The sequence below is a fragment of the Rhodococcus sp. NPDC057529 genome (genome assembly GCF_042802055.1).
Taxonomy (GTDB): domain Bacteria; phylum Actinomycetota; class Actinomycetes; order Mycobacteriales; family Mycobacteriaceae; genus Rhodococcus_F.
In genome coordinates, this window is sequence record NZ_JBHVEY010000039.1 from 24,477 (window position 1) to 40,232 (window position 15,756).

At 65.5% G+C, this 15,756-nt stretch carries 14 protein-coding genes; 5 read left to right on the forward strand and 9 right to left on the reverse strand.

What is annotated here, in order from left to right:
• Nucleotides 1-15: 15 nt before the first annotated feature.
• From ACFU5V_RS40630 to ACFU5V_RS40655, 6 genes are all read right to left on the reverse strand, one after another.
• A complete protein-coding gene (locus ACFU5V_RS40630; protein ID WP_378706765.1) occupies nucleotides 16-696 on the reverse strand; it encodes an HAD-IA family hydrolase in 681 nt (226 codons plus the stop codon).
• Entirely contained in the window at nucleotides 693-2,171 is a 1,479-nt protein-coding gene (locus ACFU5V_RS40635; protein ID WP_378706767.1) for a mannitol dehydrogenase family protein, read from the reverse strand. The genes ACFU5V_RS40630 and ACFU5V_RS40635 overlap by 4 nt, the downstream gene beginning before the upstream one ends.
• Nucleotides 2,172-2,262: 91 nt before the next feature.
• A complete protein-coding gene (locus ACFU5V_RS40640) occupies nucleotides 2,263-3,231 on the reverse strand; it encodes an ABC transporter substrate-binding protein (protein WP_378706769.1) in 969 nt (322 codons plus the stop codon).
• Between the two features lie 51 nt (nucleotides 3,232-3,282).
• Complete coding sequence (locus ACFU5V_RS40645; RefSeq protein WP_378706771.1) at nucleotides 3,283-4,383, reverse strand: ABC transporter permease; 1,101 nt, start codon at nucleotides 4,381-4,383, stop codon at nucleotides 3,283-3,285.
• Nucleotides 4,384-4,385: 2 nt separating this feature from the next.
• Complete coding sequence (locus tag ACFU5V_RS40650; RefSeq protein ID WP_378706773.1) at nucleotides 4,386-5,144, reverse strand: ATP-binding cassette domain-containing protein; 759 nt, start codon at nucleotides 5,142-5,144, stop codon at nucleotides 4,386-4,388.
• Nucleotides 5,145-5,202: 58 nt separating this feature from the next.
• Nucleotides 5,203-5,922: a nucleoside/nucleotide kinase family protein gene (locus ACFU5V_RS40655; protein WP_378706775.1), complete on the reverse strand. Its 720-nt coding sequence runs from the start codon at nucleotides 5,920-5,922 to the stop codon at nucleotides 5,203-5,205.
• 413 nt (nucleotides 5,923-6,335) lie between these two features.
• On the opposite strand from ACFU5V_RS40655, the gene ACFU5V_RS40660 reads away from it, so the two are divergent.
• The 3 genes from ACFU5V_RS40660 to tal all read left to right on the forward strand — a co-directional run bounded on the left by ACFU5V_RS40660 (nucleotide 6,336) and on the right by tal (nucleotide 9,343).
• Nucleotides 6,336-7,064 carry an SDR family oxidoreductase gene (locus ACFU5V_RS40660; RefSeq protein WP_378706777.1) on the forward strand — a complete coding sequence of 243 codons (729 nt, stop codon included), beginning with the start codon at nucleotides 6,336-6,338 and terminating at the stop codon, nucleotides 7,062-7,064.
• A gap of 121 nt (nucleotides 7,065-7,185) precedes the next feature.
• Nucleotides 7,186-8,232, forward strand: coding sequence for a LacI family DNA-binding transcriptional regulator (locus tag ACFU5V_RS40665; protein WP_378706779.1), 1,047 nt, complete (start codon nucleotides 7,186-7,188; stop codon nucleotides 8,230-8,232).
• Nucleotides 8,222-9,343 (forward strand): transaldolase, encoded by a 1,122-nt coding sequence (gene tal / locus ACFU5V_RS40670; RefSeq protein WP_378706795.1) that lies wholly within the window; start codon nucleotides 8,222-8,224, stop codon nucleotides 9,341-9,343. Before ACFU5V_RS40665 ends, tal begins: the two co-directional genes overlap by 11 nt.
• 745 nt (nucleotides 9,344-10,088) lie before the next feature.
• Here the strand turns inward: tal and ACFU5V_RS40675 are convergent.
• From ACFU5V_RS40675 to ACFU5V_RS40685, 3 genes are all read right to left on the reverse strand, one after another.
• Complete coding sequence (locus tag ACFU5V_RS40675) at nucleotides 10,089-10,910, reverse strand: SDR family oxidoreductase (RefSeq protein ID WP_378706781.1); 822 nt, start codon at nucleotides 10,908-10,910, stop codon at nucleotides 10,089-10,091.
• Between the two features lie 28 nt (nucleotides 10,911-10,938).
• On the reverse strand, nucleotides 10,939-11,838 hold the full coding sequence (locus tag ACFU5V_RS40680) for an aldo/keto reductase (protein WP_378706783.1): 900 nt from the start codon (nucleotides 11,836-11,838) through the stop codon (nucleotides 10,939-10,941).
• A 115-nt stretch (nucleotides 11,839-11,953) separates the two neighbouring features.
• Nucleotides 11,954-13,342 (reverse strand): MFS transporter, encoded by a 1,389-nt coding sequence (locus ACFU5V_RS40685; RefSeq protein WP_378706785.1) that lies wholly within the window; start codon nucleotides 13,340-13,342, stop codon nucleotides 11,954-11,956.
• Between the two features lie 156 nt (nucleotides 13,343-13,498).
• Between ACFU5V_RS40685 and ACFU5V_RS40690 the strand changes: the two genes are divergently transcribed.
• Together ACFU5V_RS40690 and ACFU5V_RS40695 are read left to right on the forward strand one after the other, a co-directional pair.
• On the forward strand, nucleotides 13,499-14,419 hold the full coding sequence (locus ACFU5V_RS40690) for a helix-turn-helix domain-containing protein (RefSeq protein ID WP_378706787.1): 921 nt from the start codon (nucleotides 13,499-13,501) through the stop codon (nucleotides 14,417-14,419).
• 1,066 nt (nucleotides 14,420-15,485) lie between these two features.
• The coding region (locus ACFU5V_RS40695; RefSeq protein ID WP_378706789.1) for a hypothetical protein at nucleotides 15,486-15,756 on the forward strand (271 nt) is incomplete at its 3' end.

A 15,756-nucleotide genomic window follows, 5' to 3' on the forward strand; every position in this document is an offset into this window, starting at 1 on the left:
CGGCGGGAACGCCAGTTAGCGGTGGTGATCGGTGAGGACGGCGTGGACGGGGATGGTCAGGCGTCCGCCGTCGAAGACGATGCCCTGCAGGTCGGTGACGGTCATGGCAACGTCCGGGGTCTGGGCGGCGGCGCCGACCCCGATGATCGTGCCGACGCCGGCGGCGCGGGCCGCTGCGATGCCTGCGGGGGCGTCTTCGAAGACCGCACACCGCCGCGGCGGCGTGTTCAACCGGCCGGCGCCCACGAGATAGGGATCCGGGAAAGGTTTTCCGGCACTGACGTCTTCGGCGGTGACGAGGACCTGCGGGAGCGGGAGCCCGGCGGCGGCCATGCGGGCGGTCGCCAGAGCCCGTCCACCGGAGGTCACCACCGCCCAGGTACCGGCGGGGCTGGTGGACAGGAGCTCGCGGGCACCGGGCAGCGGCGGCACCTCGGTGGCATGCGCCAGCTCCACGGCGATCAGTTCGGCGGCGGCCTCGTCGGCGTCGCTGGGGGCGACGAGCTCGGCGACCAGGTCGTGGATGCGGCGGCCGTGTTCGATGTCTCGGTGGAAGTCGAAGCCCGGTGACCATCGGCGCGCCCACTCGTTCCAGGCCAGGGCTGCGGCGTTGTGTGAGTCGACGAGGACCCCGTCACAGTCGATCAGGAGGGCGTCGACGGCGAAGGTGTGGCAGACGGGGTCGAATGCGGTCATGAGGTTGCGCTCGCGGTGGCCGTGACCTCCCGTGCGGCGGTCCGCGGCCCGTGTTCGATCAGCGCGTTTTTGGCGGCGCAGTAGGCGAGGCGCAGATGCGCGTTGTCGGCGAGGTCGCCGAAGATCGCGGGGTGCTCAAGGAAGGCGCCCGGCCGGGTGCGGTCTTCGCGGGCGAGTTCACACAACCGGTCGGCCCGTTTGTCGACGACCGGGACGTACAGGTCGGTGATGGACACGACCGAGCACCACGCTGCGAGGACGAGTGCGATGTGATCGATCGAGCGGCCGTGGGCGAGTTGCACGCGGGCGACGGGGAGCACGAACTTGGGGATACGGTCGGACGCATCGACGATTTGCCTGGCGAGAGTGTCGCGGATGGTGTTGCTGGAGAACCGTTGCCGCAGCTGGTCGCAGTAGTCGGTGAGATCGATTCCGGGGACGGGCCGAAGGGTGGGGACTGCCTCGTCGGACATGTAGGACATCACGAAGTCGGTCAGGTCCGGGTCGTTGAAGATCTCGTGGACGTAGGTGTGTCCGGCCAGGATCCCGAGGTAGCTCATGACCTGGTGGGAGGCATTGAGCAGGCGCAGCTTCATCAGCTCGTACGGTTCGACGTCCTCGACGATCTGCACCCCGACGTCTTCGAACGGCGGCCGCCCGAGCGGGAAGTGGTCTTCGAGGACCCATTGTTCGAAGGACTCGGAGGTGACGGGCCACCGGTCGGTGACACCGAGCGTGGCCGCGATCGCCTCGCTGGCTTCGGGGGTGGTGGCCGGGGTGATCCGGTCGACCATGGAGCTGGGGAACGCGACGGTGTCGGCGATCCAGGACGCCAGGTCGGGGTCCTGGCGCTCGGCGAACGCGGTGACCGCGGCCCGGGCCACGGCGCCGTTGTGTTCGATGTTGTCACATGACATGACGGTGAAGGGGGCGATGCCGCGGGTACGTCGCCGAGCCAACGCGGCAGTGATGAATCCGAGCACGCTGCGTGGCAGCTCGTCGTGGGTGAGGTCGTGGAGCGTGCCGGGATCGTGCGGATCGAACTGGCCGGTGACGTCGTTGATGCCGTAGCCGCCCTCGGTGATGGTGAGGGACACGATCCGGGTGTCGGGGGCCGTCATCAGGTCCAGCACGGCCTGGGGGTCGTCCGGGGCGTAGAGGAAATCGACGATGGAGCCGATCACCCGGGTGTGCGCGGTGCCGTCGGTGTCTCGGGTGACGAGGGTGTAGAGGTGGTCCTGGCCTGCCAGGGCGTCACGCATCCGTGCGTCCGCGGCCATGACACCGACGCCGCAGATTCCCCAGGCGTGGTGTCCTGCCGACAGGACGCGGTCGACGTACATCGCCTCATGGGATCGGTGGAATCCGCCGACACCGAAGTGCACGATTCCGGTCCGTACGTCGTCGCGGTCGTAGTCCGGGGTCGCGACGGTGGCGGGCAGGGTGGGAAGAGCCTGACGGCTGAGACCGGGCATGACAGTCCTTGGTGTCCTTGATCCTTGAGGAGTGGAAGGGCAGTGGCGTTCCCGCCTGAAGGCAGGGGAACGCCGCTGCCGGTCTAGTGGGTCAGCACGAGGATTTGTAGATCCATTTCGCACCCTCGGTGTCGACGTTCTCGGCCGTGATCACCTGGAATCCGGTTTGGATGTTCGCGGTGACGGGCTTGCCGTCGATGGCGGCCAGGGCCTGTTCGACGCCATCGGTGCCGATCGTGGCGGGTTCCTGCGCGATCAGTGCCTGCACGGTCCCCTCCCTCAGCTGGTCGACCTGCGCCGGGCCTGCGTCGAAACCGACGATCTTGACCTGGTCCTGCTTGCTGGCCTGGCGCACACCGGTGGCGGTGCCCTCGGCGGCGATGAGGTTCGCGGCGAACACACCGACGATGTCCGGATCCTTCGACAGGGCGGCGGACATGATCTTCGCGGCCTCGGCGGGATCATTGTGGCTGTACTGCACCCCGAGGTAGCTGAACTTCGGATCCTGCTCGACCGCACCCTGGAAACCCGCCACCCGCGCATCGAGGGTGGACACACCCGGATCGGTGGACATCACGAGGACCTTGCCCCCGTTCGGGTTCAGCTGCCGAATGGCGGCGAAAGCTTCCGCGCCGCCACCCTTGTTGTCCGAGGCGATCCGGGACTCGCCGATCGAGGGATCGTCGAGGGTGGTGTCGACGAGGATGACCTTGATCCCGGCACGTTCGGCGGCCCTGAGAGGTGCCCGCATGGCGGCCGCGTCGGTGGGCGCGATGAGGATGGCCGCCGGCCGCGAGGCCACCACCGAATCGACGAGAGGCTTCTGCAGGGTGGGGTCGAACTTGGTCGGGCCCTGGGTATTGACGGTGGCACCGGCGTCCTTCGCCGCCGACTCGATACCGCATTGCATGGTGATGTAGAACTCGTCACCGCTGAGGCCCTGGATGAACGCGATATCCCTGCCGTTGCCGCCGGCCTCCCCGGCACAACCGGAGAGCAGCAGCGTAGCGGCGGCGCCGACCGCCACCACCGCGGCCATCGTGTGTGACTTCCTGGTCATAATCGGAACACTTTCTGATCTGAACTGCGGGGTGGGGAGAATCGGTGTGTGCTAGGGGCTTCGAGACCACAGCTTGCTCAGCGAGGTTTTGGATCCGGACCGGCCCCGGGTCGCCGCGGCACGTCGACGTTGATCGACGTAGACAGCAGCGATCAGCACGGCGCCCACCGCGACCTGCTGCCAGAACGGCTGCACCCCGATGATGACGAACCCGTTCTGCAGGACGGCGGGGATGAACAGACCCACGACCGTGCCGAAGATGGTGCCGATGCCACCGAAGAGGCTGGTTCCGCCGATGACGACCGCGGCGATGACGTTCAGGTTGGTCTGCGCCTGCCCGGCGATGGCGGTGGTGCTGTACTGCGACAGCGACAAGATCCCGGCCAGCCCGGCCATGGTCCCGGAGAGCGCGTAGATCTTGATCAGATGCCGGTCCACCTTGACACCGACGCGGCGTGCGGATTCCTCCTTCGATCCCACGGCGTAGGTATAGAGGCCGAATCTGGTGCGGTGCAGGATGATCGCGAAGGTGACGACGAATACGAGGGCGATGACCGAGATCAGGGGGAAGGTGGTCGCCGGCAGGTCGCCGTAGCCGATGGTGTCGACGAGGACGTCGGGGACCTCCCGGATGTCGACGCCGCCGGTGATGACCTGTGCCAGACCCAACGCACCGCCGAGGGTGCCGAGGGTGACGATCAGCGGCGGGACCTTGGCCTTGGCGATGAGGAATCCGTTCAAGGTGCCCCACGCCATGCCAGACAGCACCGAGACCACGATGCCGATGATGGCCACTCCCCAGCCCTGGCCGCCGAGCGCCTGCATCGTCTTGGCGGCGACCACACCGGAGAAGACGAGTACCGATCCGATGGACAGGTCGATGCCGCTGGTGACGATGACGAAGGTCATGCCGATCCCGAGGATCGCCAGTATGGACACGTTCTGGATGATCTGCCGGAAGTTGCCCCATTCGGGGAAGCTGCCCGGCGCCAGGACACTGAAGACCACACAGATCAGGACCAGGACGAGCACGATCTGAAACATCGGGACCCGCAGCAGCGTGCCGATGACCTTGGTCGGGCTGAAGGGCTCCGCGGGTGGCGGTGCGCTCGGGGGCACCGAGGTGGGAGGGGTGGCGGTTTGGTTGGTCATCGTCATGCTGCTCCGCTGATTGCGCCGGTCATTGCACCGACGAGTTCTTCCATGGTGGTGTTCTTGGCCTCGTAGGTCGCGACTCGCCGTCCCAGGCGCAGGACCTGGACCCGGTCGGCGACCTCGATCACGTGCGGCATGGAGTGGCTGATGAAGACCACGGCCACACCCCGTTCCGCGACTCGGCGAATCGTGCTCAGGACGTTCTTGGTCTGCACGACGCCCAGTGCCGCGGTGGGCTCGTCGAGGAAGACCACACCCTTGGCCCAGGCGACGGCGCGGGCGATCGCGATCGCCTGTTGCTGGCCACCGGACATCGCACCGACCGGATCGGTCAGGGTGCGCACGGTGGCACCGAGGTCGTCGAGAGCTTCACGGGAGCGGGCTCGCATCGTCTTCGTGTCGAGGAAGCCGAGGTGTCCGAGGAATCCGGGGGCGGGCAGTTCGCGACCGAGGTACATGTTCTGAGCGGCGTTGAGGTGCGGCGCCAGAGCAAGATCCTGGTACACCGTCTCGATGCCCAATTTCGATGCTGCGCTGGGATTATCGAGATCGACGGGCTTGCCGTTGAACAGAATCTCCCCCGAGTCGAGGGCGAGGTTGCCGGACAGTGCCTTGACCAAGGTCGATTTGCCGGCCCCGTTGTCACCGATGAGGGCAACGACTTCGCCGGGATAGATCTCGAAGTCGGCGTCGTCGAGGGCTCGGACGTTCCCGAAGCTACGGGAAAGTCCCCTCGCTTCGAGGATCGGTGTCGTCATGAGTGCTCCTTGGTTGCGTACTGAAGGGATGTCCGCGCCGTCGTCGGCGCACCGGAGGTCAACACGGCCCGTCCTGGAGGGAGAGGTCGTCGAGAACCTCGACGAGCAGGTCGGCGCGGTGGCGTGTCGACTCGATGAGGTCGGCGTTGCGAAGGTCCACCTCCCGCGTCCACTCCTGGGCGTGTGCGTAGGTCTTCCCGAAAGCCTGATGGCGTCCGATCAACCGGCCCTCTCGGACCTGTTCGGGCACGTCGAGGTACCACACCTCATCGAGTGCGGGATGCACATCTTCCCAGCCCCCGCTGTTCATCAGCAGGTAGTTCCCCTCGGTGATCACCAACGGCGTCTGCTTGCGTACGGGGATCGCGCTGCCGATCGGCTCCTCGAGACCGCGGTTGAACGTCGGGGCGTAGATCACCTCGCTGTCCTGCTGACGTAGTCGCCTCAGCAGCGCGGTGTAGCCGTCGACGTCGAAGGTGTCCGGGGCACCTTTGCGGTCGCGGCGACCGAGCCGAATCAGCTCGTCATTGGCCAGGTGGAACCCGTCCATGCCGACCAGCGCCGCGTGCTCACCGAGTGCCTCGGCCAGCGCAACGCACAGGGACGACTTCCCTGCACCCGGGGAACCGGTGATGCCGAGTAGGCGTCGTTCACCGCCGGCGATCAGCTGACGGGCCCGATCGGCGAGTTCGGCCACGGTAGCGGCGAAAATGGCTGGCTCGCCCGAGGAATGACCGGGCATGGCGACCGGGTCGTTCACAGCAGAGGTCCACAGCATCGTTGCATCCTTTTGATCCTTGATCGGGGGCCGACGTTTCAGAGCCCATTGATCCGCAATGGCTCTGTTGCGGTGACTCCGAGAGGTGGAGTCCTCTCAGTGTGACCTACACAACTGCCGTTGTCACTACCTTAGGGCAAATTCATGTCACCGGTGACATGAACGGCTGCGCGAGCGCTGCCGAGTAGCCTGGTACGGCGCCTTCGAAAACCTGGCACTAGCTGCGGATATGGTTCTGTTGTCCGCGTCGGTGGACGACTGCCGAAGATGTCATGTCACCGATGTCATAAATTGTTACTCGCTTGGTAGTGACATCGGTGACATGGCGTGTGATGATGGGTGCACCCACTTTGCGGCCGAACGACCCGGAACGCGGTCTCGCCGCCCACATCTGTGACAGAAAGCGAACTTTCATGGCTGACTTCAATGGCCGAACGATCTTGGTGACCGGAGCGAGCGGCGGTATCGGTGCAGCCACAGTGCGTCGGCTGACCGCCCAGGGGGCCAAAGTCCTCGCCTCCGGCCGATCGGTCGACGCCCTCGAGAAGCTCGAGGAGGAGACGGGCGCGCAGCCGCTGCCCTTCGACCTCACTTCTGAGGACAGTATTCGTGACGCGGTCTCCGGCCTGGAGCTGTGGGGCGTGGTCAACTGCGGTGGTTTCGGTGGTGAGATCGCCACCCCGCAGGACACCGACATCGACGTCTTCGACAAGGTGATCAGCATCAACGCCCGTGGCGCACTGCTGGTCATCAAGTACGCCGTGCCGGGGATGATCGCCACGGGTCAGGGCGGTTCGATCGTCAACGTCTCCAGTCAGGCCAGCCTCGTCGCGCTGCCCGGCCACATTTCCTACGGTTCGTCCAAGGCCGCGCTCGACAACATCACCCGCGTCTCCGCTCTGGAACTGGGCAAGCACAACATCCGCGTCAACGGTGTCAATCCCACCGTGGTGATGACTGAGATGTCCGCCTTCTACTGGGGCCGCCCGGAAATCGAGAAGCCGTTCCTCGAGCAGATGCCGCTCGGAAGGTGGGCAACCGAGGAGGAGATCGCGGCACCGATCGCGTTCCTGCTCAGTGACGACGCGTCCATGATCTCCGGTGTCAGTTTGCCGATCGACGGGGGCTACACCTGCCGCTGACCAGCGGCGAGCTGGCTGGTATCGGGAGGTGGTGCCTGTGGCAGGATTCGTGAACCGCCGGACAACCACTCCTTACGTGGGCGGGCTTCGTGAAACCAGGTGACGAGATGAAGGTGCGGAAATGACCACGATGCAAGATGTCGCTTCGCTGGCGCAGGTCAGCGCCAAGACGGTATCTCGCGTGTACAACGGCGACTCCCATGTCGATCCCGACACACGCGCCCGTGTCGAGGCGGCCCTCGAATCGCTGAACTACGTGCCCAACACGATGGCCACCACCTTCCGGACCGGCCAGCCGGCTGCAATCGGCGTTGCGGTCCCCGACATTGCCGACCCCTTCTTCGCCGCGATCGCGCGGGCGGTTGAAGACCGTGCCAACGAGCGCGACATGGCCGTGATCATCTCCAGTCTGAGCGACGACGGTCACGGCGCTCACGAACAGACGATCGTCGAGTCCCTGCTGCGACGACAGCTCAGCGGCCTCATCCTCGCACCAACCAGTTCGGACCAGGCCTACCTCAAGCGGTGGATCAGCCGAACTCCCACAGTCTTCGTCGACCGCGCCCCACACAACCTCGCCGCCGACAGCTTCGTCGACGACGACGACGGCGGCGCGATCACGGCCACCGACCATCTCATCAACCTCGGGCACCGCAGGATCGCCTTCATCGGCGACAGCGAAACCATCCCCACCACCCGAAACAGGCTCGTGGGATACCGTGCGGCGCTCGACGCCGCGAACATCGCCCAGGACGACAATCTGACCGTGATGGGGGCGAGCAACCGGGCGGATGCTGCGGAGGTACTGACATCGTTGATGTCCCGCGACCACCCCCCGACGGCGTTGTTCCTGTCGAACGCCCGCATCTCGATGGTCTGTGTCCCTGTCATCCAACAACTCGACCTCAGCCATCTCTCGGTCGTCGGATTCGGGGACTTCCCCATGGCAGACGCGCTGTGCCCGCCGTTGACAGTCATCGACCAGAATCCGTCCGACCTCGGACGGCAGGCCATCGACCGGATCCTTGATCGGATCGACCACCCACATCGGCGTTTCCGGCGCCGCAACATCCTCGCCGTGCAACTGGTCAAGCGGCAATCCTGCTCGCCCGCCGATCACAACCACCGCGCGGCAACCCCTCACCTCAGGATCGACAATGACACCTAGCCCCACCGCCCAGCTCACCTCCGAAGGCGTCTCCATCTGGCTGGACGACCTCTCCCGGGATCAACTCGATACCGGGACGCTGCGTGAGCTGATCGAGACCCGCAACGTGGTGGGTGTAACCACCAACCCCACCATCTTCGCCACCGCCCTCGCGCGAGGATCGGCGTACTCCTCCCAGATCGCTGATCTGGCCCGCCAGGGCGTCACCGTGGAGGAAGCGGTCTTCCAGCTGACCACGGAGGATGTCGCCCGCGCCTGCGAAGTCTTGCGGCCGCGCTACGACGCCTCTGGCGGACGCGACGGACGAGTCTCCATCGAGGTGCCACCCGAGCTCGCCCACGACGCCGATGCCACGGTGGCCGAGGCCCGGCGCCTCGTTGCCGCGATCGACCGCCCCAACCTGATGGTGAAGATCCCGGCGACCACGGCAGGGCTCGAGGCCACTGCCGCGGTCCTCGCCGAAGGCATCAGCGTCAACGTCACCCTCATCTTCGGCCTTGACCGTTACAACGGTGTCGTCGACGCATACCTCGACGGCCTCGAACGAGCGCAAGCAGCCGGACTCGATATCAGCAAGATCCATTCCGTCGCATCATTCTTCGTATCGCGCGTGGACGCCGAGGTCGACAAACGTCTGAGTGCACTGGACACCGAATCTGCATCTGCCCTCATATCGAGCGCCGGAGTCGCGAACGCGCGCCTCGCCTATCAGGCATTCGAACAGCGCTTCGCCACCTCACGTGCTCGGGCGTTGCTGGGCCAGAGAGCGAACCTGCAGCGCCCGTTGTGGGCATCGACCGGAGTCAAGGACGCCTCGCTTGACGACACGACCTACGTGGTCGAACTCGTCGCGCCCACAGTCGTGAACACCATGCCGGCGACCACCCTCGAAGCCACCTTCGATCACGGCAACATCCGTGGAAACACCATCGCCTCCAACATCCAGTCCGCCCAGGAGGTGTTGCTGCAACTCGAGTCGCTGGGAATCGCCATGACCGATGTGGCTGCACAGCTCGAGCGAGAAGGTCTCGATAAGTTTGCGGCGTCGTGGAATGACTTGCTTCGCAATGTGGGTGCCAGACTCGACGCGATCGAACCGGCGCTGAACTAAGCGGCCCGCCGTGGGGCTGTGATTGAAAGCATTCAGGCACAGCACTGGGCATTTCCCATTCGGAGTGCTTGAAGTACTCACCGCCCGACCCACAAACTCGTCGACCAACTTTTCCGGGTGTCCTGTACCTGAAAGCGGTCGACGCAAGAGGACCCGCCATGCGAAGTACGCGCATCCTCATCAATTGAGCCTGAGGGTGATGCGCAATCTGCCCAACCGTATGGCGGGTCCTCAAACCTATTCGATGCCAACCAGACCCGTCAAGGAACGCCATGCACGCGGTCCTCGGAATGCTGGATCGAAGCGCGTATTCGGCGCAAACTCGCACGGGTTCGGGGATCACCAGATATCGAGGTCGCGCTGTCCTGCCCGTGGCGCCCGGTAGCCATGGCGTCGTTGTTCGGGTGATGGAAGTGCGTTGGGCGCACAAACTGACATCGGCGGCACAGCGATCTGTTGGTGACGGTGTCATCGGCGACGCGCTGTGGTGCGGTGAAGGCGGTTCGGTGGAGCCGGCCGAGGCACCGCCACGCTTCGAGTTTGTTGGGATCGTCCCGGTTTTTCGACGCCAGGATCCCGCGTTCATGCAGTGCATGTTCCACGTCGGCGGGCGCGCACCGATTGCGGCTGGCGTGGCGTCGACCGCTTCCAGCTCGGCAGCAACCAAATCGACAACTATCCAACCATTATCGGCTACCTGTCAAGCAAGTGCCGTTGCAGTATTATGCGCCACACATCGAAATAGCTAGAGCCTTCCGGCCTTCTGGGCGGCGATGACTCCGCCGTCGATGAGGATGTCCGCTCCGGTGATGAAGGAACCCGTGGGCTCGAGCAGGAATGCAGCGAGGTCGGCGACCTCGGTGGGGGTTCCCATTCGCCCGGCGGCGGAGGTGGTGACCATGGCTTCATAGCCGGCGGCGCTGGGGCCGCTCATCTCGTCGCGGGCGAGCGGGGTGGAGATGATGCCGGGGCTGAGGCAGTTGATCCGGGCTCCGCGGTCGCCCCAGGTGATTGCGGCGGACTGCACACGGAGGGCGTTGGCGCGTTTAGCGAGGACGTACGCGGCGCCAGAGTCGCCCACATTCTCGGGGGCCAGTACAGCGGACCCTGCGAGCTCTTCGAGGGTGGCGTAGGCCAGTGTGTGTTCGAGCTTTTCGGGGAACCGTGGTCCCATGTGGCCCGCCATGCTGGCGATGACGATGCCGGACCCGCCGTCGCCGATGACGCGGGCAAACTCCTCGAGTACGTAGGCGGTGCCGAGCAGGTCGACGTGGATGATCCGTTCGGTGCTGGCCTGGACGGGGGACACGCCGGCAGCGTGCACGAGCCGAGTGACGGTGCCGAGCTCGGCGGCGGTGTCCGCGAGCGCAGCGATGGCAGCGCGGTCGGACACGTCGGTTACCCGGGTGCGGATTTCGTAGCCCTCGCCGCGGAGGAGATCGGCGACGGTGTCGAGTTGCTGTGGGTTGTGGTCGGCGAGCAGCAGAGTACGTCCGCAGGCCACGCGGCGAGCCGCTGCGAGGCCGATGCTGCCGGTGCCGATGAGGACGGCGACTTCCTGGATCATGATTGGCTCCTTGCCTTCTCGTTCGTTGTCAGGCTTCGGGGATGTGGAAGGTGAAGTACCTGGACTGGGGTTGGTCGGGGTTCGGGCCGCCTCGTACACCGGTGTCGAGCGCATCGATGCGGGCGAGCTGGTCGGGGGTGAGCTCGAAGTCGAAGATGTCGATGTTTTCGGCAATGCGCTTGGGGTTGGTCGACTTCGGGATGGAGGAGCGACCCTGCTGTAGGTGCCAGCGCAGCATGACCTGCGCCGGTGTCTTGTCGTGGTCGTGGGCGATCTGCCGGAGAGTGGGGTCGGTGAGGGTGCTCCTGCCGGAGCCGCCAAATCCGGGGTAGAAAGTGATGCCGCCGATCGGGGACCATGCCTGGGTGAGGATGCCGTGGGCAGCATCGGCCTGCTGGGAGGGCACCTGGGTGAAGTAGGGGTGCAGTTCGATCTGATTGACCGCCGGCACCACCTCGGCTGCGGTCAGCAGCCGGGTGAGCAGCGTGGGGGTGAAGTTACTGACCCCGATGGCACGCACACGACCGGCGGCCAGCAGCTTCTCCAGCGCCTGGTAGGCGGCGATGGTGCGGTCGAAGGCGCCGACGGCTGGCTGATGCAGGATCAGCAGATCGAGCTGCTCGACCCCGATCTTGCGGGTGGCCTTCTCAAAGGCGTGCAGGGTCGCGTCGCAGCCGTAATCGCTGACCCAGATCTTGGTCTCGACGAAGATGTCCTCCCTCGGCAGGCCGGAACGGCGGATCCCTTCGCCGACCTCGTGTTCGTTCAGGTATCCGGCGGCGGTGTCGATATGCCGGTATCCATTCTCCAGCGCGGTCTGCACGGCCCGGGTGGTCTCGGCCGGCGGGGTCTGGAAGACGCCGAGCCCGATCAGGGGAATGCGGACGCCGTTGTTGAGTTCGAAAGTGTCGGTGACGCTGATGCTCATGATGGTCCCTTCCCGGTTGATCAGAGTGCGGGGGCGACGGACGGGGCGGACGTGGTCGTGTCGGTGTCCTGGATGGGCGCGTGCCTGTCGGCACGGGCGTCGACCAGAAGAAGGCTCAAGGCGGCGGCGCTGACCATGAGGCCAGCGGCGACCCAGAACGCGGTGCTGTAGCCCTGCATGGTCGCCTGCGTCGTGGCGACGGTCCCGTCGGAGATGCCCGCGGTGACACTGGCGGCGACGGTGGAGAGAGCATCGCGGTGCCGATCGCGCCACCCAGCTGCTGGGAGGTGTTCACCATCGCCGCGGCGATACCGGCGTCGCGGGAATCGACACCGAAGGTGCCCAGCGCGGTGGCGGCGACGGTGGCTGTTCCGGTTCCGAGCCCGAGCAGCATCGACCCGGGCAGAACATGCCAGAAGGAGCTGTCGGGGCCGAGGAAAGCCAAGGCGCCGAACCCGATCGCGGCGGTCAGATACCCAGTGGCCATGACATAGCGGGGACGAATGGTGGTGGCCAGCCGTGCGCCGATCTGGGTCGAACCGATCACCAGGCACAGGGTGAGCGGGATGAACGCGAGCCCGGCCTGGATGGGGGAGTAGCCGAGGGTGAGCTGGAAGTAGTAGGTCAGCAACAGGAACTGGCCGAACATCGCCATGATCGCAAACCCCGTCGCCAGGTATGCGCCGGCACGGTTGCGGTCGGTGACGACCCGCAGCGGCAGCAGCGGGTTACGCACCCGAGATTCGACGATGACGAACGCGACGAGGAGCACGACCGTCGCCGCGAACAGGGCCAGGGTGCCCGATGTGGTCCACCCGGACAACTCGGCGCTGGTGAATCCGTAGACGAGTGACACGACGCCGAGGGTGGCCAGCAGGGCACCGGGCAGGTCGATGCGGCCAGGCTGGTCGCCGCGCTTGTGCTGCGGAATCAGCAGCACTGCAGCGACGACTACTGCGGCGGCGATCGGGACGTTCACCAGTAGTGTCCACCGCCAGCTCGCCCACTCGGTCAACAGCCCGCCCAGCAGCAGACCGATCGCGCCGCCGCCGGCGGCGACAGCACTGAAGATCCCGAACGCGGTGGCCCGCTCCCGCCCCTTCGGGAAGGTCAGCGTCAGCAGTGACAGCACGGAGGGGGCCAGCAGCGCGGCGAACACGCCCTGGGTGGCGCGGGCGAAGATCAGCAACCCCGTGTTGATCGCGAACCCACCGACCGCCGATGCGAGGGCGAACCCGATCAGCCCAACCAGAAACGTCTGCTTGCGCCCCCACCGGTCCGAGAGGCGACCCCCGGCCAGGAGCAGGCCGCCGAACACGAGACCGTAGGCGGTAACGATCCACTGCCTGGCCACGTCCGACATCCCCAGGTCCACCTGCATTTGCGGAAGGGCGATGTTGACCACCGACCCATCCAACACCACCATCAGCTGCGCGGCCGAGATGACCGCCAGCACCGCCCAACGGCGCACTGCATTCGGAACATCTTGTGACACAGACGACATGACCATCCTTCGAAACCGCACAACAGGGGAAGACGCATGCCGCGCAACCGCGGCAGGTTCCACTGTTCGGCCTCGCTCCGCCCGGTGCCAGACCCTGACGTTCCAGGGAGTGGCACTGCCTGTCACCAATCCCGATGGAGAGGGATCATCGATGTCATGAGTCCCGCCCGTCAGCCACGCCAGGTCACCGAACTTGGTGTATTCCTGCGCTCCCGCCGCGACCGACTCTCCCCGGAGGAGGTTGGCCTCGTCCGGGGAGGAGGTCTTCGCCGTACCCCCGGACTGCGGCGCGAGGAACTGGCGGCGCTGGCCGGGATCAGCATCGACTACTACGTGCGCCTCGAACGCGGCACCGAACGCCGCCCCAGCCCCGCGGTCATCGATTCCCTCGCCCGAGCCCTCCAACTCGACGACGAAGAGCTGGCCCACCTGCGTGAACTGGCCACCCAGGCCGACCGCCACGCCACCGCCGCCAACGTCGCCACCTCCCGTCACGTGCCCCTCGGGGTGATATTGATCCTGGAGAACCTGCGCCCATTCCCTGCCTACGTCACGAACCGGATCGGGGACGTGCTGGCGTCGAACCCCGGCGGCATCCGCATGCTCGCCGGGATCTCGGAGTGGCCAGCCACGCAGCGCAACGTGGCTCGGTTCGCGTTTCTGCATCCCGGGGCGCGTGACCTGTACGTGAACTGGGAGGCTCAGCTGAACGGTGTGGTCGCCGGGCTGCGGCGCCTGGCCGCGGTCGAGCCCGACGCCAGGGATCTGCGCAGTCTCGTCGGGGAGCTGTTGGTGAAGAGCCCAGAGTTCGCCCGCCTGTGGGAACGGTACGACGTAACCAGGTACAAGCAGGGCAGCAAGACCCTGCGCCATCCCGACGTCGGGGATCTCAAGGTCAACTACCAGGTGATGCGGTTGGAGGGCGCCGACGGGCACAGCCTCCTGTCGTATTACGCGAAGCCGGGAACCCCCGAGCACGACGCGTTCTTGATCCTGGACCGGCTCGAGCCGGTTCGCCCGGATGACCCCTTCGCGGTCAGCGCGCTCGAAAGCCTCGACGAGGACGCCCCCCGGTGACCCGCCGCGGAGGGCACGTGACCGACGCGGAACGTCCGGGAGGCACTGCGGGCCGGTGACGTGCCGACGGCAGCCTGGCCCGGACATCAAAATCCGGGTTCAGGACTTCAGTGCGTCAGGAGACGCGGCGGTGAGGGCCGAAGAGGGCGTTGATTTTTCGACGCGGGAAAAGCGAATCGACCCGTGTGATGACGTAACTCGGTGGTGATGTACGCAGTGTCTGCGAATACGGCCTGCTCACCGACCCCTCCGGCAGTCCGGTCGCGGTCCGGGTCTTCCTCGGCAACACCGCCGACCCTACCGCCTTACCTGCGCCGCGACCGCCGTCAAAGACACCTTCGGACTGGAGAACATGCTGATGGTCGGCGACCGCGGCAGGATTACCGCCGCTCGTATTCCGGCCCTCAAAGAACTCGACGGACTCAGGTCGCTGACTCTTCGTGACGCCCTATTTTCCCACGGGTGTGGAGATTTCGACCGGCTCGTAGTTCCAGAGCTTCAGCGCCGCGGTGTCCATCGGAAGGGATGCTCCGGAAGCCCCCTGTGAGCATCTGGCAGAGCCGCCGGGCCGACTTTAGTGCCGAAGTGATCCTGGCGTCGGTGCGGCGACGGAGGAGGTAACCATGCGGTGAGTCGAAGGTCGAGAAACCCACGTGTCCACTCCGAGGGATGAGAGATGGACGCAATCTGTCGGCCGGAGACAACCACCCAGAATCCAAGATTCGGGATTGACCTAGTCGAGTCGGAACTTCGCCGGATGCACGGATTGAGGGTGTGGGCATCGGCTCGAAACCGACGTTGACGTCCTCGGCACGCCACCCTATACTGGAGTCTATAATTGGATTATAGTCCATATCGCGGCAGTTGAGGCACGCTTCATTGGAAAGGGCTTCGTCAACGGACGTAGAGAGTCGCTACGGAGTTGACGGTGGTCACTCCGCTGGCAAAGTTGGTTGCTGAGGTGGGGTTGGGAGCCTGCTCGACTGTCCGTTTTCGAAGCAGCTGCTGAAATGCGAGGCCGTAGGACGGCTTCGAGACACTGAACCGATACGACACAAGGAACGACATGTTCAACGCGCATCTTCCACAGGCCTCCGCCGCACGACTGTCACCACGCGAAAGTGAGGTGCACCGCGAGGAGAAGTTGCGCCTGTACCAGGCCGAGCGTCAACGATGGGCACTGCGGCACGCCCGTATGAAACGCGACAAGGCTCGTGGCGACGTGGACGAGTTCATCCAGTTCGCTCTCATCTGGGTTCCGTTTGGCGGTGCACCTACCGCGGAGATCTTTCAGCGCTTTGGAATGTCAAGAGAACGATTTGGGGAGATTCTCTGGG

Excerpts from the sequence above, each read along its gene's own strand:
- ACFU5V_RS40630 (WP_378706765.1), bottom strand. The coding sequence starts at position 696 with ATGACCGCATTCGACCCCGTCTGCCACACCTTCGCCGTCGACGCCCTC.
- ACFU5V_RS40635 (WP_378706767.1), bottom strand. The coding sequence starts at position 2,171 with ATGCCCGGTCTCAGCCGTCAGGCTCTTCCCACCCTGCCCGCCACCGTC.
- ACFU5V_RS40640 (WP_378706769.1), bottom strand. The coding sequence starts at position 3,231 with ATGACCAGGAAGTCACACACGATGGCCGCGGTGGTGGCGGTCGGCGCC.
- ACFU5V_RS40645 (WP_378706771.1), bottom strand. The coding sequence starts at position 4,383 with ATGACCAACCAAACCGCCACCCCTCCCACCTCGGTGCCCCCGAGCGCA.
- ACFU5V_RS40650 (WP_378706773.1), bottom strand. The coding sequence starts at position 5,144 with ATGACGACACCGATCCTCGAAGCGAGGGGACTTTCCCGTAGCTTCGGG.
- ACFU5V_RS40655 (WP_378706775.1), bottom strand. The coding sequence starts at position 5,922 with ATGCTGTGGACCTCTGCTGTGAACGACCCGGTCGCCATGCCCGGTCAT.
- ACFU5V_RS40660 (WP_378706777.1), top strand. The coding sequence starts at position 6,336 with ATGGCTGACTTCAATGGCCGAACGATCTTGGTGACCGGAGCGAGCGGC.
- ACFU5V_RS40665 (WP_378706779.1), top strand. The coding sequence starts at position 7,186 with ATGACCACGATGCAAGATGTCGCTTCGCTGGCGCAGGTCAGCGCCAAG.
- tal (WP_378706795.1), top strand. The coding sequence starts at position 8,222 with ATGACACCTAGCCCCACCGCCCAGCTCACCTCCGAAGGCGTCTCCATC.
- ACFU5V_RS40675 (WP_378706781.1), bottom strand. The coding sequence starts at position 10,910 with ATGATCCAGGAAGTCGCCGTCCTCATCGGCACCGGCAGCATCGGCCTC.
- ACFU5V_RS40680 (WP_378706783.1), bottom strand. The coding sequence starts at position 11,838 with ATGAGCATCAGCGTCACCGACACTTTCGAACTCAACAACGGCGTCCGC.
- ACFU5V_RS40685 (WP_378706785.1), bottom strand. The coding sequence starts at position 13,342 with ATGTCGTCTGTGTCACAAGATGTTCCGAATGCAGTGCGCCGTTGGGCG.
- ACFU5V_RS40690 (WP_378706787.1), top strand. The coding sequence starts at position 13,499 with ATGAGTCCCGCCCGTCAGCCACGCCAGGTCACCGAACTTGGTGTATTC.